General features: G+C 67.6%; 16 protein-coding genes. 1 reads left to right on the top strand and 15 read right to left on the bottom strand.

Going from position 1 to position 21,185, the window contains the following annotated elements:
• Positions 1-4: 4 nt before the first annotated feature.
• Entirely contained in the window at positions 5-1,510 is a 1,506-nt protein-coding gene (locus tag ABIC17_RS11955) for a DUF1800 domain-containing protein (RefSeq protein ID WP_354282036.1), read from the bottom strand.
• A 209-nt stretch (positions 1,511-1,719) separates the two neighbouring features.
• Here ABIC17_RS11955 and ABIC17_RS11950 point away from each other — a divergent pair, with 209 nt between their 5' ends.
• A complete protein-coding gene (locus tag ABIC17_RS11950; protein ID WP_354282035.1) occupies positions 1,720-2,016 on the top strand; it encodes a hypothetical protein in 297 nt (98 codons plus the stop codon).
• An 87-nt stretch (positions 2,017-2,103) separates the two neighbouring features.
• Here the strand turns inward: ABIC17_RS11950 and ABIC17_RS11945 are convergent, their stop codons facing one another.
• From ABIC17_RS11945 to ABIC17_RS11875, 14 genes are all read right to left on the bottom strand, one after another.
• Entirely contained in the window at positions 2,104-3,279 is a 1,176-nt protein-coding gene (locus tag ABIC17_RS11945) for a deoxyguanosinetriphosphate triphosphohydrolase (RefSeq protein WP_354282034.1), read from the bottom strand.
• Entirely contained in the window at positions 3,276-5,615 is a 2,340-nt protein-coding gene (locus ABIC17_RS11940) for an SPOR domain-containing protein (RefSeq protein ID WP_354282033.1), read from the bottom strand. Before ABIC17_RS11940 ends, ABIC17_RS11945 begins: the two co-directional genes overlap by 4 nt.
• Before the next feature lie 157 nt (positions 5,616-5,772).
• The gene (ftsZ, locus tag ABIC17_RS11935) at positions 5,773-7,257 is read right to left on the bottom strand and encodes a cell division protein FtsZ (RefSeq protein WP_354282032.1); all 1,485 of its coding nucleotides are present in this window, start codon (positions 7,255-7,257) and stop codon (positions 5,773-5,775) included.
• A gap of 115 nt (positions 7,258-7,372) precedes the next feature.
• Positions 7,373-8,635, bottom strand: a complete 1,263-nt coding sequence (gene ftsA / locus ABIC17_RS11930; protein WP_354282031.1) for a cell division protein FtsA — start codon at positions 8,633-8,635, stop codon at positions 7,373-7,375.
• Positions 8,636-8,674: 39 nt separating this feature from the next.
• Positions 8,675-9,712 carry a cell division protein FtsQ/DivIB gene (locus ABIC17_RS11925; RefSeq protein WP_354282030.1) on the bottom strand — a complete coding sequence of 346 codons (1,038 nt, stop codon included), beginning with the start codon at positions 9,710-9,712 and terminating at the stop codon, positions 8,675-8,677.
• Positions 9,709-10,653, bottom strand: a complete 945-nt coding sequence (locus ABIC17_RS11920) for a D-alanine--D-alanine ligase (protein ID WP_354282029.1) — start codon at positions 10,651-10,653, stop codon at positions 9,709-9,711. The genes ABIC17_RS11925 and ABIC17_RS11920 overlap by 4 nt, the downstream gene beginning before the upstream one ends.
• A 139-nt stretch (positions 10,654-10,792) precedes the next feature.
• Positions 10,793-11,710: a UDP-N-acetylmuramate dehydrogenase gene (gene murB, locus ABIC17_RS11915; protein ID WP_354282329.1), complete on the bottom strand. Its 918-nt coding sequence runs from the start codon at positions 11,708-11,710 to the stop codon at positions 10,793-10,795.
• 5 nt (positions 11,711-11,715) lie between these two features.
• A complete protein-coding gene (murC, locus tag ABIC17_RS11910) occupies positions 11,716-13,131 on the bottom strand; it encodes a UDP-N-acetylmuramate--L-alanine ligase (RefSeq protein ID WP_354282028.1) in 1,416 nt (471 codons plus the stop codon).
• Positions 13,128-14,288: an undecaprenyldiphospho-muramoylpentapeptide beta-N-acetylglucosaminyltransferase gene (gene murG, locus ABIC17_RS11905; RefSeq protein ID WP_354282027.1), complete on the bottom strand. Its 1,161-nt coding sequence runs from the start codon at positions 14,286-14,288 to the stop codon at positions 13,128-13,130. The genes murC and murG overlap by 4 nt, the downstream gene beginning before the upstream one ends.
• Positions 14,285-15,499 carry an FtsW/RodA/SpoVE family cell cycle protein gene (locus tag ABIC17_RS11900; protein ID WP_354282026.1) on the bottom strand — a complete coding sequence of 405 codons (1,215 nt, stop codon included), beginning with the start codon at positions 15,497-15,499 and terminating at the stop codon, positions 14,285-14,287. The genes murG and ABIC17_RS11900 overlap by 4 nt, the downstream gene beginning before the upstream one ends.
• Positions 15,500-15,504: 5 nt before the next feature.
• Entirely contained in the window at positions 15,505-16,893 is a 1,389-nt protein-coding gene (gene murD, locus ABIC17_RS11895; protein ID WP_354282025.1) for a UDP-N-acetylmuramoyl-L-alanine--D-glutamate ligase, read from the bottom strand.
• Positions 16,894-17,313: 420 nt separating this feature from the next.
• The gene (gene mraY / locus ABIC17_RS11885) at positions 17,314-18,384 is read right to left on the bottom strand and encodes a phospho-N-acetylmuramoyl-pentapeptide-transferase (RefSeq protein WP_354282024.1); all 1,071 of its coding nucleotides are present in this window, start codon (positions 18,382-18,384) and stop codon (positions 17,314-17,316) included.
• Positions 18,384-19,760, bottom strand: a complete 1,377-nt coding sequence (locus ABIC17_RS11880; RefSeq protein WP_354282023.1) for a UDP-N-acetylmuramoyl-tripeptide--D-alanyl-D-alanine ligase — start codon at positions 19,758-19,760, stop codon at positions 18,384-18,386. Before ABIC17_RS11880 ends, mraY begins: the two co-directional genes overlap by 1 nt.
• Complete coding sequence (locus ABIC17_RS11875; protein WP_354282022.1) at positions 19,757-21,184, bottom strand: UDP-N-acetylmuramoyl-L-alanyl-D-glutamate--2,6-diaminopimelate ligase; 1,428 nt, start codon at positions 21,182-21,184, stop codon at positions 19,757-19,759. Before ABIC17_RS11875 ends, ABIC17_RS11880 begins: the two co-directional genes overlap by 4 nt.
• Position 21,185: the final 1 nt, after the last annotated feature.

The following is a 21,185-nucleotide window of genomic DNA, read 5'->3' as shown; positions in this document are numbered from 1 at the left end:
GCGATTACCTCCGCAGGAATTCGGGCGCGACGAGCAGCAATGCAAGCGCCTGCGCCGGGCTCTCGCAATTGGCGAGCGCGGTCTGGGTCGCGGGGCTGACCGCCCCCGGCATGATTTTCGGCGCGAGCGCCCGCGCATCGACAGACGCCGCGCGCGATGCGAACCGCTCCGCTGCCTCGACCCGCCGCAGCACCGCATCAGGCCCCGCCCAGCTCGCGGCAATATCGTCATAGCCGATCGGCTGGCCCGGCTTCCACGTCGGTTGCCCAAGCTGGTTGAGCAGCCCGACCATCGCCTGCGGGTCGGCCGTCTTGACGTTGAGCGCGCGCATCGACGAGATCGTCCACTCCCACGGCGTCTTGAACTTGAGCGGCCGCTCGACCCACACTTCGGGCGACGCGATCAGCGCGCGATAGACCGTTGGCAAATCCCCGCCCGACGAAAGGAACGCGGCCTGCAACCGCGCGACCAGCGCGGGCGGCGGCGTGTCGCCCGCGAAGTGCCGCGCGAGCTTGGTCATCACGTGAGTCGCGGTGGCGGGCGCGATCGCCACGTCCTGCAACACCGCGTGCGCCTGCTCGACCCCGCCCGCGGGATAGCGCTTACCCATGATCAAGCGGTCGCCGGGTTCGTGGATCGGGGCCGCGAAAACGAAGTCGCCCGGCAATCCATCGGTCCCCGCAGCCCCCGCCCCCGGCCCGCGCCCGATCCCCGCGACGGTCCAGCCGGTCATCGCACGCGCAAACTCAGTGACGTCGGCCTGCGTATAGCCGGTCCGTACGCCCAGCGTATGCAGCTCGAGGATCTCGCGCGCGAGGTTCTCGTTCAGCCCGACCTTGCGGTTGCCGCGCGCCGCGATCCGCAAACCGCGCGGCGAATTGGGGCCGACCGATACCGCCTGATCGAGATACAACAGCATTGCAGGATGCTGCTCGACCGCGACCAGCATGTCGCGGAACGTGCCGAGCACATGCGGCCGGATCGCCTCGAACTCGAGCGTGCCTGCCAGACCGATCAGTTCCAGCTTGTCCGCCGACACCGCAAAATGGTTCGCCCAGAAATGCACCAGCCGCTCGACGAACGGCGTATCGGTGACGAGCGCATTGGTCGCCCGGGCGGCGACCGCGCCGGCATAGTCCGCGCGACTGGTCCGCTGCGCGAATTGGCGCGCCTGTTTCATCGCATCGTCGCGCCCCGGCTTCTCGCTGGTCGGTGGTGCCATGCCGGGCGCACCCGGCGCCTGCATCGGCGAAGGCGGTATACTCTGGCCGGTCGCGGGCGGATTGGACGCTCGATCCCCCTGCGCCATGCGCAGCGCGCGTTGCTGCCGGAAATAATCGGCGAGCCCGGCCGCCACGGTCGCGCTGGTCGGTGCATTGGCGATGACGTCGGGATGCGGGTCGAAGCCGCTCAACTGCCGCGTCAACCAGTCGACCGGGTCCCCCGGCGGCGGCTGATCACCGCGCGCGCCAAGCCCGAACCGGTTCATCGCGATGCTGACTTTCGTCACAGAAGCTGTCCCTATACCCGAACGACCAGGACCTTCTGGACCGGCTTTGTCGCAAGACTTTGCCGGACACGACAGCACGGCGTTCGTTCCGTGCAACTGGCCTCGCGTCGATTGCGCTTGGGGCACATGCTGCAATGCAATATAAACCGCACAGCACACCAACCCGTGGAGGGGATGCTGATCAGGCTTTCGTTTGAAAGGAACCGGTCATGCTCAAGTCCATCGTCACTGCCGCAGCCGTCATCGTCGCCACCGCTGCCCCCGCGTTCGCCGACACCGTGAGCGATGCGCGCACATTCACACGCGACGGCGAGACCTTCACCTACACGCAAGTCGCCAAGGACGATCACGTCGACATCGATGGTCGCAATCTCAATTCGGGCGAAACCTTCCACCTCGTCGTCCGCGGCAAGCGCGTTGCCGGTGTCGCGAACGGCAAGCCCGTATCCTTCTTCGTCCCCGCCAAGGCGGCAGTAATGGATGACAAGGTCGTCGCTCTGCGTTGATCGCTCCCCCGGCAGGGGCTTCGGCTCGTGTCGAGCGATCTCGCCTGCGCGCTAGCGCGCACCGCTGCCCCCCCGGTTTGGTGCGCCCTAGAACCCGTCCGGCAAGTCGATCGGACCGACCGCTTCGCGATAGCGTGAGACCGCATAGCGATCGGTCATTCCCGCGATGAAGTCCGCAATGTGGCGGCTCCGCCACGGCTCGGCGTCGGGTAACCGGTCCGCCCATTCCCCCGGCATCAGGCGCGGGTCCGCACGATATGCCGTGAACAGCCCCGCGACGATCCCTTCCGCCGTCCGCGCCGCCTCGAGCTGGCGCGGATGGTGGTAGAGGTTGGCGTACATGAACCGCTTGAGCGTCCGCTCGTCGTCGCGCATCGCGTCCGAGAATCCGACGAGGCAACGCCCCGCCGCGCGAACGTCCGCGACGTCGCCGACACCGACAAGCCGCCGCTCGGTCTCGGCAATCAGGTCGTTGACCATCGTGCCGATCTGGGTGCGGATCAGTTCACCGACCAGACGATCGGGCGCGACGTCGGGGAAACGCGCGCGCACCCCGTCCCACTCGCGCGCGACCACCGGCACCGCAAGCAACTGGTCGAGCGTCAGCAGTCCGGCGCGCAACCCGTCGTCGATGTCGTGATTGTCATAGGCGATGTCGTCGGCGATCGCGGCGACCTGCGCCTCGAGGCTCGACCAGCGCGTCAGCTCGAGCGGGAACGCCGCATCGCATTCCGCCAGCGCCCACCCCGGTCGCGCGATCGGCCCGTTATGCTTGGCGAGACCCTCGAGCGTTTCCCACGTCAGGTTGAGTCCTTCCCAGCGCGGATACGGGCTGTCGATCAGCATCAATGCGCGCAGTGTATTGCCATTGTGATCGAACCCGCCCTGCCCCGCGAGCGCACGCTCCAGCGCATCCTCGCCGGCATGGCCGAACGGGGGGTGTCCGATGTCATGCGCCAGCGCCAGCGCCTCGGTCAGATCCTCGTTAAGCCCGAGCGCGCGCGCGATCGTCCGCGCGATCTGCGCGACTTCCAGGCTGTGCGTCAGGCGTACGCGAAAATGGTCGCCGTCGGGCGCCATGAACACCTGCGTCTTGTGCCGCAGCCGCCGGAAGCTGATCGAATGGACGATCCGGTCGCGGTCGCGCTGAAACGCGTCGCGCGGGCCGCGCACCGATGTCGCGTCACCTGCCCCCGGTCGTTCGTCGTGCAGCCGTCCGCGGCTATGCTCCGGGCGGCTCGCCCAGCGCGCGATACTTCTCATTTACCCGGCAATTTCGTGACTTTCTGACCCGCATCGCTGGCGAAGACGAATCCGGAGATACCCTGTTTGGCGAGCGTGTTGACGAACGCCTGCGCTTCGTCGTCGGTCTTGAACGGCCCCGTCAGCACGCGGTTGGTCGCACGCTGCGGCGTGACCCAGCCCGTCTTGCCGGCGAGTGCCTTGCCGTTCTTGGTCTTGAGCTTGTCCCATTGCTTGGACAGGTCATTCGCGTTTGCACCGCCTGCGACCTGCACCCAATAACGCTGCGGTTCGAGCAATTTGGGATCGTTCTTGCGCTTCTCTTCGGCCTTCTTGGCCTCGGCAAGCTTCTTCGCGTCGGCCGCCTTTTGCGCCACCTTGGACAGCTTGCCGGTCTTGCCCGCGGCATCACCGCTGTCCGCCTCTGCGGTCTTGCCCGCTTTCGTCGTCTTGTCGGCGAGCGCCTTCTTGTCGGCTGCCGTCTTGCGCGTAGAGACCGGGCGATCCTCCGCCTCGTCTTCGATCACCGGCTTGGCAGTGGGCTTGCGTTGGGCGACCGGCTTCTCGGGCTGACTGCGCACGACGGCGACGCGCTCCGCAGGGGGAGCGACCACCGCCGCACGCGAAGCTCCCGCCGCGACATTGTCCTCCAGCGGACGGCTCGGCACGGCGCGCTGGATCGGCGGTGGCGACGTGACCGCCATGCGTTCGGGCGCGACCCCCAGTTCGGTACCCGGGATGTTGATCCCCGCGATGATCGACGCAAGGATCGAATCCTCGCTCCGCACCGGGCTCGGCGTGGCGACGGCTGCGGCGGGCGCACTGGCAACCGGCGCGACGTACCCGGTTCCGATACTGGCAGATGATGGTGCAGCGGCCACCACTGCAGGCCGATCGACATAAGGCGTCGGTGCAACAGGGGCCGCAACAGCGGGCGAAACAGGTGCCACCGCCGTCGTGCCAGTCCTGACCGGTGACGGCGCAGCGGACGCGGCATTGGCGAGCTGCGTCGGCGTCAGTCGCGCCCCTGCCGAGGCGACCGGCGCGCGGGTCTGTTGGACGGGTGCCGAATAGGCCGGCGTCGATGAACGACCAGGCGCCATCACGGTCGACGACCCAAGCGCAACCGACGACGGGAGCGCAGGCGCGGTTGTCGACTGCGAAGAAGTCTGGCCACCAACCGAACCCGCCGGTGTGCCCGCTGCGAACGGCACGGTTGCACCCGGAGTCGGCATCGCATTCGCGGCGGCAAGGTTCGCCGCGCGCGTCGCGCTCGACCCCGGCCGAGGCTGCCCGCCATAGCGCGGCCCCTGATAGGGCGTGGCGGACGCCATCGTCACCGGGCGCGGCACATAGGCCGGAGGGGCCGGCAGCGGCACGACGGGCGGCGTGGTCGCCGCGACGATCGTCTCGCGTGGGCGATCCTTGCGCGAGCGTCGCTCCTTGCGTGTCGGTGCCGCCGCAACCGTCACCACCGGCGGGCGCGGCGTGGCCACGCTCTCGACCGGTGCCGTCGGGTCGGCGCGCAATGCGGCAAGTGGCGGCGTCATCCGCGCATCGGCGATTCGCGTAGGGGATGCGCGCACTTCGCCGAAATGCACTGCGAACGCGCGGTCGGCGGGGCGCAAGGATGGCAGAATCTCGAAGAACGGCTGCAACCCCTGCGCCATCCCGGTCGGCATCATCGTCGTCGCGATGCGCTCCGCACCCGCCTTGTCCCCGCCCATCGCGAGGATGAACGCCCGCGACCGCCACGCCCCGCGATCGCTCTTGCGCAGCAGCGGCTCGATTTCCTTGAGCGCAATCTCGCGCTTGCCCGATATGCCGAGCGACAGCGCATAGCGCCGCCGCGTCTCGTCATCCTCGGCCGCGCGCAAGGCGACGCGATAGTCGCGTTGCGCGCGATCCTGCTCGCCGATCAGATCGTAGGCAAGGCCGCGATCCGCGGCGAAACTGCGCACGTCGCCGCCAAGCGCCTCCGCCTCGGCGAAGTGGCGCAGCGCTTCCCCCGGGCGTTCCGCACTGACGAGCAGACTGCCCTCGCCCGCCTTGACCCGCGCGTTCCGCGGATCGATCCGCGACGCGCGCGTGAAGAACGCCGCCGCCGCGGTCGGATCCTCCAGCTTGAGCGCAAGTTCGCCCGCGCGGACGAGCGCCTGGACGTTGTTGGGGTCCGCCGCCAGCAAGCGGATTTCGCTCGCCAGGCTGTCGGCATCGCCGACCGGCTGGACCATCTGAGGGGACGCCTGCGGATAGGGCGACGGATAGACCGGCGCGCGCGCAGATTGGGCGTGGGCTGCTCCGGCACCGGTCGCGGCGAGGGCGACGATGGAAGCGGCGAGGCGGACGATGCGCATGGACGATCCTAAAGCCCGTCGCCGCTGAACCGGCAATGACGGCAGCACCGGCTTGCGCCAAGACGAAGCGGAATATCGGCGGACGGCGCAGCGTGTTGCCGCCGTGTCGGGAGAAGCGAACCGCCACGCCCCCGACGAGGCGTGGCGGTCGGCCGGGTTACTGGTTGTTCTGGCGATGCAGGAAGCGCGGAATATCGAGCGGGTCCTTGTCGGTCGAAGGCTCTTCCTCGCGAGCGGCGCCGCGCGAAACGCTCGACATCCGCTCGAACAGCGTACCACCCAGCTTGACGCGCGGTGCGCTCGGCGCAGGCTCGGGCGCTGCCGGAACGGGTGCGTCCTCGGACACAGCTGCGCCGGGCGACAGCCAGCGACGCCGCGTCGGTGCTTCGGCCGGGGTATCGTCGCTCGCCGGGGCGGGCACATCGACGTCGCCGTACACGCGCGGTGCGGGCGGAACGACCGCGTCGCTGCCGAGTACGAGCTCATCCGCCGCGGCGGGTGCCGGTGCCGGCGCAGGTGCCGCCGTCGCCGCAGCGGGTGCAGGCGCAGGAGCTGCGGTCGGCGCAGGGGCCGGTGCGGGGGCCGGAGCCGGTGCTGCCGTGGTGGGCTCGTCGCCCTTCTTGCTCGTAAAGCTGAACGCGCGCGATGCGGGAGCCGCTGCCTCGGGCGGGCGTGCCTCAGCCTCTATACCGGTGGCGACCACCGAGACGCGGATCTTGCCCTCGAGATCGGGATTGAATGCCGAGCCCCAGATGATGTTCGCATCGTCGTCGACCAGTTCGCGAATGTGGTTCGCGGCTTCGTCGACTTCGAGCAGGCGCATGTCGTCGCCGCCGGTGATCGACACGATGACGCCCTTGGCGCCCTTCATGCTGACGCCGTCGAGCAGCGGGTTGGCGATCGCCTTCGACGCCGCCTCGATCGCGCGATTGTCGCCATCGGCCTCGCCGGTGCCCATCATCGCCTTGCCCATCTCCTGCATCACCGAACGGACGTCGGCGAAATCGAGGTTGATGAGGCCGGGCATGACCATCAGGTCGGTGATCCCGCGGACGCCCTGCTGAAGGACTTCGTCCGCCATCTGGAACGCTTCCTTGAAGGTCGTGTTCGCGTTCGCCACCAGGAACAAATTCTGGTTCGGAATGACGATCAGCGTGTCGACATACTTCTGCAGTTCCTCGATGCCCGCTTCGGCGCTCTTCGCGCGACGCGTGCCCTCGAACGCGAACGGCTTGGTCACGACGCCGACCGTAAGGATCCCCATGTCACGCGCCGCCTTGGCGATGACGGGGGCCGCACCGGTCCCGGTGCCGCCGCCCATGCCCGCGGCGATGAAGCACATGTGCGAGCCTTCGAGCATCTTGGTAACCTGGTCGATCGTCTCCTCGGCCGCCGCACGCCCGATCTCGGGACGCGAGCCAGCACCCAGCCCCTGCGTGATCTTCACGCCGAGCTGGATCTTGTGGCTTGCCGCAGACTGCTTCAGCGCCTGCGAATCGGTATTGGCGACAAGGAATTCAACGCCCTGCACGTCCGCGCGCATCATGTTCGCGATGGCGTTGCCGCCTGCGCCGCCGACGCCGATCACCGCGATCCGCGGGGTCAGCTCGTCGACTTCGGGCGGCAGAAATTCGATGCTCATGTCCCAGTCTCCAACGGGCGCCAAAGGCCCGACGCACTCAATTTACTTCAGCGGCGGTTCTGCACCATCGGTGCCAGTCGTTCCAGCGCGAACCGCCCAATCCGGTCGTAATAACCTAATAATTCGCACGAGCCGCCGCCATCAGGCGACGAAATACCGCAAAACCCTTCGGACGGTGCACAAGCTGCTGCTTGCTCGACAGCGCGCGCAGGTCGATCGGGTCGGCGGCGGCATAAAAGGCCAGCCCTGCCAGAGTCGTGAACGCAGGAGTCGCATGCGCCTCGGGCAGACCGGTCAGCCCGCGCGGACGCCCGATCCGCACCGAACGGCCGAGCGCCGCCTGTGCGTAATCCGCGATGCCCTTCAGCTCCGCGCCCCCGCCGGTCAGCACGACCTGACGCCCGACCGGTCCCTCGAACTTGAGGTCTTTCAACGCCTTGGACACTTCTCCGATGAGATGGTCGAGCCGCTGGCGGATCACCGAGATCAGCTGCGCCTTGGTGATGCGCGTGCCGTCGCTCGCGTCTTCCTCGGCCGAGATCGGGGCGACGTCGATCATCTCGTGATTGTCGCGCGGGGAAGCGTTGGCCGACCCGTGGACACACTTCATCCGCTCCGCCTGCGCGCGACGCGTGCCGAACGCCGACGCGATATCGTCGGTAATGTCCTGCGCGCCGATCGGGATCGACATAAGCCCGACGAGCATCCCGCCCGCGAACAGCGAGACGTTGGTGATCCCCGCCCCCAGCTCGACCAAAGCGACCCCAAGCTCGCGCTCTTCGTCGCTCAGGCACGCCATGCCCGTCGCGACCGGCGAGGCGATGATCGACTTCACTTCAAGATGCGCATTGGCGACGCACAGACCGAGGTTGCGCACCGGCGATCCATCCGCGGCAACGACGTGGATATGGACCCCGAGCCGGTCGGCATGGAGCCCGAGCGGGCGCTTCACGCCGGTCAACCCGTCGAGCGTATAGAGTGCTGGCTGCGCGTGAAGCACCATCCGCCCGGCGGGATCGATCGATTCCCGTCCGGCCTGCAACAACGCGTCGATATCGGTCTGTTCGACCCGGTGCCCGCCCAGCTCGAATTCGATCGACGCGACGTCGGACACAAGGCCACCCGCCGAGAAGCTGACCCAGACATTCTCGATGTTGAGCCCGGCGATCCGCTCCGCCTGCTCGACCGCTTCGCGCACCGCGACTTCGGTCGCGGCGGCGTCGGCGATATAGCCGCGCTTGACGCCCTTGCTCTCGCGCTGGCCGGTGCCGAGCACGATCAGCTCCCCGCCATCGCCTTTCTGCGCGATCATCGCCGACACCTTCGACGATCCGATGTCGAGTGCGGTGATCAACCCTTCCGGTGCGGTTTTAGCCATGCCCTTACCCCTGTTCCCGCCAACACTTACCGCAATCGTTTAAACCTGTGAATCCTTAGTGATTCTTTTTACCGCGGTGAGCCGCGGCACCGTGCGCGGTGTCGCCGTGGGCGAAGCCGTCGGCGTCACGGTCGCCGGTGTGGTCCCCGCCGGTGTCGCCGTCGTCGCCCCCGGCGTACTCGCCGTCGACGGCGCACCACCCGGATCGGTGATCGCCTTGTTGGTCGTCACGCCTGGTTTGCGCGCCACCAGCCGCGTCGGGTCACGCATGTCGAAACCGAGCCACCCCTTGCCCAGCAACGGGCGCACACCGTCCAGTTGTGCGAACTTGATCAACGCCTTGCCCGCCGCAATGTCGCCTTCGGGCAAGGCGAGCGTCTCGCCGGTTTCGAATGTCAGCGTCCAGCGACGGTTGCCGACCCAGGTTGCCGCCTTGACTTGTCCCTTGAGCGCAGGCGCGACGTCGAGCAGCGCGCGATATGCCGGTTCCTGCTCGTTCGCATGCGGGCCGACCACCAGCGGCAGGTCCGGCATCGCTTCGGGATTGACCGGCTCGAGCCACGTCCCGTTCGACGCGATCAGCGCAAGCTGCCCCTTGTTCTGCCAGATCGCACTCGGCTGCCGCTCGATCACGCTGACCAGCAGCGTATCGGGCAACCGCCGGGATACGTGCACGTCCTCGATCCAGCCGCTGTGCGAGACGAGATCGGAGCGGATCTTCTCGAGACTGACGAGCGGCATCGCCATCGACGGCTGGTTCGCCGCGATCTTGTAGATCACGTTGTGGTCCATCCGGTTGAGGCCGGTGATCTGGATGTTGGTGACGCGGAATCCCGCATCGCCGATCCCCTCGCCGATCGCGGTGCCGATCGCCGCAGGAATGCCGAAGAAGGACGCGAGCGCGATCAGCCCTGCCCCGACCACCCCGGTGATCGTCCAGGTCGCGATCTTGTGCAGCGTCGCGTCGCTGATCGGCAGCGCGGTGATCGCGCGATCGATCACCGACGGCTTGGCCGCCTGCTTGCGCTTGGGCTGGACCGGGCGGCGGACGGTGCCGCGCTTGATCGTTCCGCTCATGGGGAATTGGCCTTCGCCGCTTTGTCCTTGATCGCCTCGTCGACGATGATCTGGACGAGTTGCGGATACTCGATCCCGCAATGCCGCGCCTGTTCGGGGACGAGGCTCAGCGCGGTCATCCCGGGCTGGGTGTTGACCTCGAGCAGGAACAGCCCGTCGACACCCTGTTCGTCATCCCAGCGGAAGTCCGACCGCGACGTCCCCTTGCAACCGAGCAACCGGTGCGCATCGAGCGCGATCCGCTTGCATGCCTCGGCGATCTCGTCGGGAATGTCGGCGGGGAAGACGTGTTCGGTCAGCCCGTCGGTGTATTTCGCGTCGAAATCGTACCAGCCATTTTTGGGCTTGAGCTCGGTAACGCCGAGCGCCCTGTCGCCCAGCACCGCGGTCGTCAGCTCGCGCCCGCGGATATACGGTTCGGCGAGCAGCTCCTCGAACGCGGTCCACGGCCCCGCCACGCCGCGTGCGATCGGGTTGCCGTAATTCCCCTCAGCGGTGACAATCGCCACGCCGACCGACGAGCCTTCGTTGACGGGCTTGAGCACATAAGGCCGGGGCAACGGATCGGCGTCGTAGAGCGATTCAGATTTGACGATCCGCCCGCCCGGCATGGGAATGCCACCGGGGACGAGCAGCAGCTTGGTCAACTGCTTGTCGATCGCGATCACCGATGTCGCCAGCCCGCTATGGGTGTAGGTCAGCTCCATCAGGTCGAGCATGCCCTGGACGGTGCCGTCTTCCCCCGGCGTGCCGTGAAGCGCGTTGAACACGACGTCCGGGGCGGCATCCGTCAGCCGCGCGGCGACGTCCTTGCCCATGTCAATCCGCGTGACGCGGTGGCCAAGCGATTCCAGCGCATCGGCAACACCGCTCCCCGACATCAGCGAAACTTCACGCTCGGCAGAGGGTCCGCCCATCAGGACCGCGACATGAAGAGTCATGCCAATCCTCCCCGGCACGGGGAGGGGGACCATTTTGCCCCTTCCGGCAAAATGGTGGAGGGGGCGGGCAACAAGCGAAGCGCGCGCGGCGCACCCCCTCCACCATTCCCCGTTCCGGGGAGGAACTGCCACGACACGTTCACGCTACCACCCCGACCCGCTGAATTTCCCACGTCAATTCCACTCCCGATTGCGCCATCACGCGATCCCGCACCTCTTCCCCCAGCGCCTCGATCTCGGCGCTGGTCGCGGCCCCGAGGTTGAGCAGGAAGTTGCAGTGCTTTTCGCTCACCTGCGCATCGCCGCGCGTCAGTCCGCGACATCCGGCCGCGTCGATCAACGCCCAGGCCTTGTGCCCGTCCGGGTTCTTGAACGTCGACCCGCCGGTGCGCGACCGCAGCGGCTGCGATGCCTCGCGCTCGGCGGCGATGCGGTCCATCTCCGCCTGGATCACCGACGGTTCCTCGGGATGCCCGCGGAAGGTCGCACTCACCACGATACAGCCTTCGGGCAGATCCGAATGGCGATAGCTGTACCCGACCGCCGCGACCGGCAACACGCGGCGTTCGCCGGTGCGGAGCACGATCTCGCACTCGACCAGCACATCCTTGGTCTCACGCCCGTATGCGCCGCCGTTCATCCGCACGAACCCGCCGACCGTGCCGGGGATCGAGCGCAGAAACTCGACGCCCCCGATTCCGGCATCGCGCGCCGACGACGATACCAGGATCCCGCTCGCCCCGCCGCCGCACACCAGCGTCGTCGCGTCGATCGCGGACACTTTGGCGAACGGCTTGCCCAACCGGATCACCACGCCGGGCACGCCGCCGTCGCGCACGATCAGGTTCGACCCTAGCCCGAGCGGCAACACCGGCACCGCAGGATCGAGCGCGGCGAGGAAGGCACTGAGGTCGGCCGTGTCCTTCGGCTCGAACAGCCACTGCGCGCTGCCACCCGATTTGAACCACACCAGTGGCGCAAGCGGCGCGTTCTCGGTCAATCGGCCTTCTGTTTTGGGCAGATCGCGCGCAGCCCGCGCGCCACCGGAAGGCGGCATCGCGCTCATCGCGCCGCCTCGATGCCAGCCGCCAGCCCCGCCGCCCATTTGGTGATGTCGCCAGCGCCAAGACAGACGACCATGTCGCCCGCCTGCACCACGCCCGCGAGCGTCTGCGCCAGCGCACCCGCATCCGCGATGGTGGCCGCAGAGCGATGCCCGCGGCGCTTGATCCCGTCGACCAACGCGTCCGCATCGACACCCTCGACCGGCTGCTCGCCCGCGGCATAGACCGGCGTCACCAGCACCATGTCGGCGTCGTTGAACGCGCCCTGGAACTCCTCCATCAGATCACCGAGCCGTGAATAGCGATGCGGCTGGACGACCGCGATCACGCGGTTGCGCACGCCTTCGCGCGCCGCGGCGAGCACCGCGCGGATCTCGACCGGATGATGCCCGTAATCGTCGATGATCGTGACCACCCCGCCCGGCACCGCGACTTCGCCGACGTTGGTGAAGCGCCGCTTGACCCCGCCGAACTGCTTGAACCCCTGCTGGATCGTCGCATCGTCGATCCCCAGTTCGAGCGCGACGCCGATCGCGGCGAGCGCGTTCTGGACGTTGTGCCGCCCGGCCATCGGCAGGTCGATCCCTTCGATCGAGCGGCTGGTCCCGTCACGGTGGCGGATGATGACTTCGAAGCGGTTACCGCCCGGCACCGGCGTCACATTGACCCCGCGCACGTCGGCCTGCGCCGCGAAGCCATAGGTCACGACGCGCCGGTCACGAACGCGCGGGATGATGTTCTGCACTTCGGGATGATCGAGGCACAGCAATGCCGCGCCGTAGAAGGGCACGTTTTCGATGAACTCGACATAGGCGTTCTTCGCCTGGTCGAAGCTGCCGTAATGGTCGAGATGCTCGGGATCGATGTTGGTGACGACCGCGATCGTCCCGTCGAGCCGCAGGAAACTCCCGTCGCTCTCGTCCGCCTCGACCACCATCCAGTCGCTCGCACCGAGGCGTGCGTTCGATCCGTAGGAATTGATGATCCCGCCGTTGATCACGGTCGGATCGACCCCGCCCGCATCGAGCAGCGCCGCGACCATGCTGGTCGTCGTCGTCTTGCCGTGCGTTCCCGCGACCGCGACGGTCGATTTGAGCCGCATCAGCTCGGCGAGCATCTCAGCACGCCGCACCACCGGGATACGCCGCTCGAGCGCGGCCTCGACCTCGGGGTTGCCGCGCTTGATCGCGGTCGACGTCACGATCACCGCCGCATCGCCGAGATTGTCGGCGTGATGCCCGATCAGGACCGGGATGCCCTTGGCGCGCAGACCCTCGATGACATAGCCCTCGGCCACGTCCGACCCCTGCACGCTGTAGCCGAGGTTCTTCATCACCTCGGCGATGCCCGACATGCCGATCCCGCCGATGCCGACGAAATGGATCGTGCCGATGTCGGTTGCGACACCCCTCATGCGAATGCTGCCTTCTGATTGGGGTTGCGGCGCTGCGGCGCGCCGATCGGCATGTCGCCGCGCGTATTGCCGAGGCTCTCGACCAGATCCGCGAGATCGCTCGCCGCTTCCGGACGACCACAGCCGCGCGCGCGCGCCGCGGCATTCTGGAGCGCCGCGGGATCGAGCCCGAGCTTCTGCATCTGCTTGGCGAGTTCGACCGGGGTGAAACTGCTCTGCTGGATCGTCCGTGCGCCGCCCGCGAGCGTCATCTCGCGCGCGTTGACGGTCTGGTGGTCATCGGTCGCAGACGGCAGCGGCACGAGAATCGCGGGACGCCCCGCGCACGTCAGTTCCGCCAGCGTCGATGCACCCGCGCGCGCGATCACGACATGCGCCCACGCCAGTTGCTCGGGCAAGTCGGGCAGATAGGTCGCCAGTTCCGCCGCGATCGACAACTCGGCATATTTGGCGCGGCACGCCTCGATATCCTCGATCCGCGCCTGATGCGTCACCTGCAACCGTCGCCGGAACGCCAGCGGCAGCAGCGACAGCCCGTCGGGCACCACCCGGCTGAGCACGCTCGCGCCCTGGCTGCCGCCGGTCACGAGCACGCGGAAGATCCCGTCTTCCTCGAGTAGCGGATACGGCTTGGCGCGAAGCGCGATCACCGCATCGCGCACCGGATTGCCGACCAGATACGTCTTGTCGCGCAGCTTCCCGCCCAGGCGCTCGACCTCGGCATAGGATGTCGCGATCGCATTGACCTTGCGCGCGACCAGCCGGTTGACCCGGCCCAGCACCGCATTCTGCTCGTGCACCGCGGTCGGGATCTTCTGGTTGAACGCCCCCAGCAGCGCCGGCAGCGCCGGATAGCCCCCGAAGCCGATCACCGCATCGGGGCGGAAGCTCTTGTACAACTGGATCGCCATCGCGCGGCCTTTCAGCATCGCGGACGTCGCCTTGAGATAGCCGACCGGCCCGCCGCCCAGCCGCCCCGCGGGGAGGATATGCGTCTGGATCCCCTCGAACAGCCCGGGAAAGCGCACGCCGCGCTCGTCGCTGACGAGGGCGACATAATGCCCGCGCCGCATCAGTTCGGCCGCGAGCGCCGCGGCCGGCACCATGTGCCCGCCGGTCCCGCCCGCTGCCAGTACGAAGTGTTTCGCCACGCTCATTCGCCGCTCCATCGCGCGATATATTTGGATCGCAAGACGAACGGATTGCGTCGGGTAAACGCCAGCAGCAACCCCATTCCGATCGACAAGGCGATCAGCGACGATCCGCCGTACGAGATAAATGGCAGTGTCATGCCCTTGCTCGGCGCGATCCCGGTGTTGACCGCCATCGAGATCAGCGCCTGGATGCCGAACTGCGTCGCCAGCCCCGCCGCCGCGAACAGGCGAAATTCGTCCTGCTCGTCGAGCAGTTTGACGAACACGCGCACAACGATCGCGAGGAACAGCATCGCGATGATCATGCACGCGATCAGCCCGAATTCCTCGCCGATCACCGAGAAGATGTAATCGGTATGCCCCTCGGGCAACCGGAACTTCATCGCGCCGCCGCCCGGCCCGGTCCCGCGCCAGCCGCCCGCCGTGATCGTGTCGTGCGCGGCGTTGGTCTGATAATGGTCGGCCGCGCCCGGACCGTCATGGTCGGGGAAGATGAACGCGTTGATCCGCGCGCGCGCCGTCCCGTAGAACATGTACGCCGCGACCAGCCCCGCCGGGACCGCCGCGACGAAGCCCGCGATGATCTTGGGCGAGGTGCCCGAGATCAGCAGCAACGCCATCCACACCGCGCAGAACACCACCGTCTGCCCGAAATCGGGCTGCAGCATCAGCAGCACCGAGACGAGCGCGGTCATCCCCGCGGTGATCGTCACCACCGGCAACGCATCGTCCTTCGCGCGCATCGACAGCACCCACGCCGCCGTCACGATGAAGAACGGTTTGAGGAATTCGGACGGCTGGAGCAACGACACGCCAAGGTTGAGCCAGCGTGTCGCGCCGTTCTTCTGCACCCCGAACACCGGGACCAGCATCAACAGCACAAGGCACGCGACCGTACCGATCAGCGCCATCCGGCGCGCAACGGGCACGGGCAGCATCGACACCCCCAGCAGGACGGGCAGCGACACGCCGACCCAGGCGAGCTGCCACCATAGATAGAAGAGCGGCGGAACGACGTGCTTGCCGTCCGAATAGCGCGTCGCCGCGGCGGGCGACGCCGCCCCGACCGCGACCAGCCCGACTGCGATCAGCAGCAGCGTCAGCAGCAGCAGCATCCGGTCGATATCCCAGAACCACGTGCCGAGCGGCGACCGGTCGCCGCGTCCGCCGCGACCCTTCATGCTCTTCCACAATTTTGGCGGGCTATTGCTCATGTCGTTCACTGGAGCGCCTCGACCAAAGTCCGGAATTGCGTGCCGCGATCTTCGAAATCGCGGAATTGATCAAACGACGCGCAGGCGGGCGACAGCAACACCGTGTCTCCCGGCGCGGCACTGCGCGCTGCCGCGGCGACTGCGGTGGCGAGATTGCCACATTGCTCGACCGGCACCTTGCCCGCGAGAATCGCAGCGAAGCGCGGTCCCGCCGCACCGATCGTATAGGCGCAGGCGACATGGCCGAACTGCGGTGCGCAGGCGTCGAGATCATCCGACTTGGCCTCGCCGCCCAGGATCCAGTGGATCCGCCCGAACGCCGCCAGCGCGGGCGCGGTGGACTCCGGGTTGGTCGCCTTGCTGTCGTTGACATAGGCGACGCCATCCCGGACCCGCACGCGCTCCATCCGGTGCGCCAGCCCCGTGAAGCTCTGCAGCCCCGCGTCGATCGCCGCTTCGCTGACCCCCAGCGCCTGCGCGACCGCGATCGCGGCGAGCGCGTTCTGCGCGTTGTGCGGCCCTTGCAGCGACGGCCAGCGCGACTGGTCCATGCACACGCCGGGCGCGATTTTGGTGAGATGCTCGCCCCGCGCGGACAGGCTGCGCGCGATCAGCGCCGAGGGCGTGTCGCCGATCCCGATGATCGCGGCATGCTCGGGCGACTGCATCGCGAACAGGCGGGCCTTGGACGCGGCGTAGGCGTCGAACCCGTCATAGCGATCGAGATGATCGGGGGTGATGTTGAGCAACACCGCGACGTCGCAATCGAGGCTCTGCGTTAGGTCGATCTGGTAGCTCGACAGTTCGAGCACATAGACGCCGCCTTCGGGGAGCGGTGGCTGTTCGAGGATCGGCAGGCCGATGTTGCCGCCCATTAGGCTGGGGATGCCTGCGGTTTGCAGGATGTGGTGGATGAGCGCGGTGGTGGTCGACTTGCCGTTGGTCCCGGTGATGCCGACGACCTTGTGGCGCGGCAGCGCGGGGCGCGCCTGGGCGAACAGTTCGATGTCGCCGAGAATGGGGACGTTCGCGGCGCGTGCTTTCTCCGCCACAGGATGGCGATTGAGGGGGACACCCGGGGATACGACGAGGCCGTCGAAGCCCGTAAGGTCGAACGTCTCCGGATCGTCGAAGCCTAAAAGCCCCTCCCCTTTAGGGGAGGGGTTGGGGGTGGGGGAGGTCTCACCGAGACCAGCGCCCGGTACAGCCCCACCCCAACCCCTCCCCTGAAGGGGAGGGGCTTGAGAAGAAAGAGCCGCCCGCTTCGCCGCATCCGAATCCCACGCAACAACCGCCGCCCCGCCCGCAACCAGCGCCCGCACACTCGCCACGCCCGAGCGCGCGAGCCCCAGCACGGCGTAACGCTTGCCAGCCCAGAGAGAGGAAACGATCACGAGAAAGCCACCATAAAGAAAAGCCCCTCCCCTTCAGGGGAGGGGTTGGGGGTGGGGCGTGTCTCACCGAGACCAGCGCCTGGTACAGCCCCACCCCAACCCCTCCCCTGAAGGGGAGGGGCTTGAGAAGAAAGAGCCGCCCGCTTCGCCGCATCCGAATCCCACGCGACCACCGCTGCCCCGCCCGCCACCAGCACACGCACACTCGCCACGCCCGACCGCGCAAGCCCCAGCACGGCAAACCGCTTCCCAGCCCAAGTCGGCGAAACAATCACAGCAGCGCCACCATAAAGAAAAGCCCCTCCCCTTCAGGGGAGGGGTTGGGGGTGGGGCGTGTCTCACCGAGACCGGCGCATGGTACAGCCCCACCCCAACCCCTCCCCTGAAGGGGAGGGGCTTCAGAAAGAAGACCTGCGCGCTTCACCGCAACTTCAACGTCGAAAGACCCGCCAGCGCCAGCACCAGCGCAATTATCCAGAACCGGATCACGACGGTCGGCTCGCTCCACCCGAGCTGCTCGAAATGGTGGTGGATCGGCGCCATCTTGAACACGCGGCGCCCGGTGCGCTTGTACCAGAACACCTGGACGATGACGCTCACCGCCTCGACCACGAACAGCCCGCCGATGATCCCCAGCACGATTTCGTGATGCGCGACGACCGAAATCGCCCCGAGCGCACCACCGAGCGCAAGGCTCCCGGTGTCGCCCATGAACACCGCGGCCGGCGGCGCATTGAACCACAGGAAGGCGAGCCCCGCCCCCACGATCCCGCCACAGAAGATCGCCAGATCGCCCGCATGCGGCACATGCGGAATCCCGAGATAGGTCGCGAACTTGAGGTTGCCCGCTAGGTACACGATCAGCATGAACGCGACGCTCGCGATGATCACCGGCATCGTGGCGAGCCCGTCCAGTCCGTCGGTCAGGTTCACCGCATTGCCGAACGCGACGATCGTGAACGCCGCGAACACGACGTAGAACCACCCGAGCTGGATTACCGGCCCGGTGTAGAACGGCAGATACAGATGCGTCCCGTTCTGGTGAACGATGATCGCGCTCGCAACCAGCGCGATCGCAAACTCGCCGATCAGCCGCAGCTTGCTCGAGACGCCCGCGGTGCTCGCCTTGCGCACCTTGTCATAGTCGTCGAGAAACCCGATCGCGCCAAACCCGAGCGTCACGAAGGTGCACGCCCAGACGAACGGGTTGGACAGGTCCATCCACAACAGGCTGGAGACGACCAGGCTGGTCAGGATCATCAGCCCGCCCATCGTCGGCGTGCCGCGCTTGGACAGATGCGATTGCGGGCCATCGAGCCGAATCGGCTGGCCCTTGCCCTGCCGCACGCGCAGCCAGCCGATGAACCGCGGGCCGATCAGCAGCCCGAGGAACAGCGACGTCGCCACCGCCCCGCCGGTGCGGAACGACAGATAGCGGAAGAGATTGAGCCCCCCCGGGAATCCCAGATATTCGGCGATGAAATAGAGCATTACTGTGTCCCGCCCCGCAGGCTTGCGACAACCGCCGCCAACCCTACGCCGTTCGATCCCTTGATGAGCACCGCGTCCCCCGCCCCCAGCATCGCAGACAGGGCAGCCCGCGCCGCGGCAGCGTCCGCGACATGGACGAAATCGCCCTTCCCCTCAAGCGCGTTCGCCAGCGGGGTGATGCGTTCACCGACAAGAATGCCCGCTTCGACCCCCGCCGCAAGGATCGGCTCGGCGAGCGCCGCGTGATAGGAATCGCTGTCGTCACCCAGCTCGCGCATTTCGCCGAGCATGACGATCCGCCGCACACCCTTTTCGGCGGCGAGCACCGCAAGCGTCGCACGCATCGATGCCGGATTGGCGTTATAGCTTTCGTCGATCACCAGCGCGCTCCCACCCGGAGCGGCTACGGTGAAGCGCGCACCGCGTCCGGCGAGCCCGCCCATCTCCGCCAGCGCCAGGCCCGCCAGTGCAAGGTCACCGCCGACCGCATCGACCGCAGCGAGCACCGCCAGCCCGTTCGACACCCAGTGCATCCCCGCCTGCCCCATCGTGAAGCTCAGCTCGCGCGTGCCGACCTTCGCGGTCACGAACGTACCGCGCGCGGTACGCATCGTCTCCACCGCGCGGACGTCCGCCGCCTTGTCGAGCCCGAAGGTCACGATCCGCGCGGCATGGGGCCTGGCCGCGGCGATCAGCCGGTCGCGGTGGCGGCTGTCATACGGCACGATCGCCACCCCGCCGGGTTCGAGCCCCGCGAAGATCTCGCCCTTGGCGTCCGCGATCGCTTCCTCATTGGGGAAGAATTCGGTGTGCGCGGGGGCGATCGTCGTGACAATCGCGACGTGCGGGCGGACGAGCTGCGTCAGTTGCGCGAGTTCGCCCGCATGGTTCATCCCCATCTCGAACACACCGAAACGCGTCGCGGCGGGCATCCGCGCAAGGCTCAAGGGCACGCCGGTATGGTTGTTGTAGCTCTTGACCGAACGATGCGCGGCATCGGGCGCACCGCGATCGAGTGCTGCGAACAGCGCTTCCTTGGTCCCGGTCTTGCCGACCGATCCGGTGACGCCGATGATCCTGGCCGAGGTCCGTGCGCGCGCCGCACGCGCGAGCGCGTCGAGCGCAAGCGTCGTGTCGGGGACGAGCACATGCGGGTATTTTGTGGGCTCGGACACGACCGAACCGGCGGCACCTTGCGTAAAAACGGTGTCGAGAAAGCTGAAACCGTCGCTGAATGCGCCCTTCATCGCGACAAAAAGATCGCCCTTGCCGACCTCGCGCGAGTCAAAAGTGACGCCGGTCGCGGCGAAGTCGGTCGAGGCGATACCGCCCGTCGCGGCGGCGATCTCCGCCGCGGTCCACAGCGGCGCGCTCATGCGCTCAGCTCCTGTGCCATCTCGCGCGCGACGCTGACGTCGTCGAACGGCAGCACCAGATCGCCCACGATCTGCCCCTGTTCGTGACCTTTGCCTGCAGTCAGAACGATATCCTGCGGTCCCGCCGCCGCGATCGCCGCGCGAATCGCATCTCGCCGCGACCCGATCTCGGTCGCGCCCGGCGCGCCTTCCAGCACCATCGCGCGGATCGCGGCGGGGTCCTCACTGCGGGGATTGTCATCGGTAACAATGACTTGGTCGGCCTGTTCGATCGCGACGCGCCCCATTTCGGCGCGCTTGCCCTGGTCGCGGTCGCCGCCAGCGCCGATCACGACGATCAGCCGCCCGCCCGCATGGGGCTTGAGCGCAGCGATCGCCGCTTCCAGCGCATCGGGCGTATGGGCGTAATCGACATAGACCGGCGCGCCGCTGGCGGCGATCACCGCACGTTCCAGACGCCCTCTAACCGGTTGTAACCGCGTAATATTCGCCAGTGTCGCCGCCACGTCGCCGCCCGTCGCGATCACCAGCCCCGCCGCGGTCAGCGCATTCGCCGCCTGATATGCGCCGATCAGCGGCAGGTTGATCGTATAGGTCGCGCCATCCGCCTCGATCGTCAGCACCTGCCCGAGCAGGCTCGGCACCCGCTTGACCAGCCTGAGCCGCTCCCCCGCCGCTCCCACCATCGCCACCGCAACGCCGCGCGCCTGTGCAACCTTCGCGACCTTCGCGCTCGCCGGATCATCCGCCCACAGCACCGCCGTACCGTCATCCGCCAGCACCTCGGAGAACAGCCGCAGCTTCGCCTCGAGATAAGCGTCCATCGTCCCGTGATAATCGAGGTGATCGCGGCTGAGATTGGTGAACGCCGCCGCCCGAACCGCCAGACCCTCGGTGCGATATTGCGTCAATCCGTGGCTGGATGCCTCGAACGCCACATGCGTCACGCCCTCGCGAGCCAGCCCGGCGACGTTCGACAGGAACGTCACCACATCGGGCGTCGTCAGCCCGGTCGAGACTCGGTCGTCCCCCGTGGTCACGCCCAGCGTCCCGATCGATGCCGCGTGGAACCCCGCCATACGCCACAATTGCCGGACCATCTCGACCGTCGAAGTCTTCCCGTTGGTCCCCGTCACCGCCACCGCGACGCCCGGGAACGGCGCGAAATAGCGCGCGGCAAGCTGCGCAAAGGCACGCCGCGGATTGGCATCGGCGATGTGCACCGCGCCGTCCACCACCGCCTCGGGTCGCGCCACGACCGCGATCGCGCCTCCCGCCACCGCCGCTGCGATATAGTCCTCACCGTTGACGGCCGCGCCCTGAAACGCTCCGAACACCGTTCCCGGAGCGACCTTGCGGTGGTCGATCGCGAAGCCGCTTACCGTCGCGCTTTCGTTTCCACCGGTCAGCGCACCCAATTTCACG

This window comes from Sphingomonas sp. PvP056 (assembly GCF_040549155.1).
Classification (GTDB): domain Bacteria; phylum Pseudomonadota; class Alphaproteobacteria; order Sphingomonadales; family Sphingomonadaceae; genus Sphingomonas.
The sequence above is the reverse complement of the archived record's forward strand: the minus strand, read 5'-3'. Positions and strand labels throughout refer to the sequence as shown.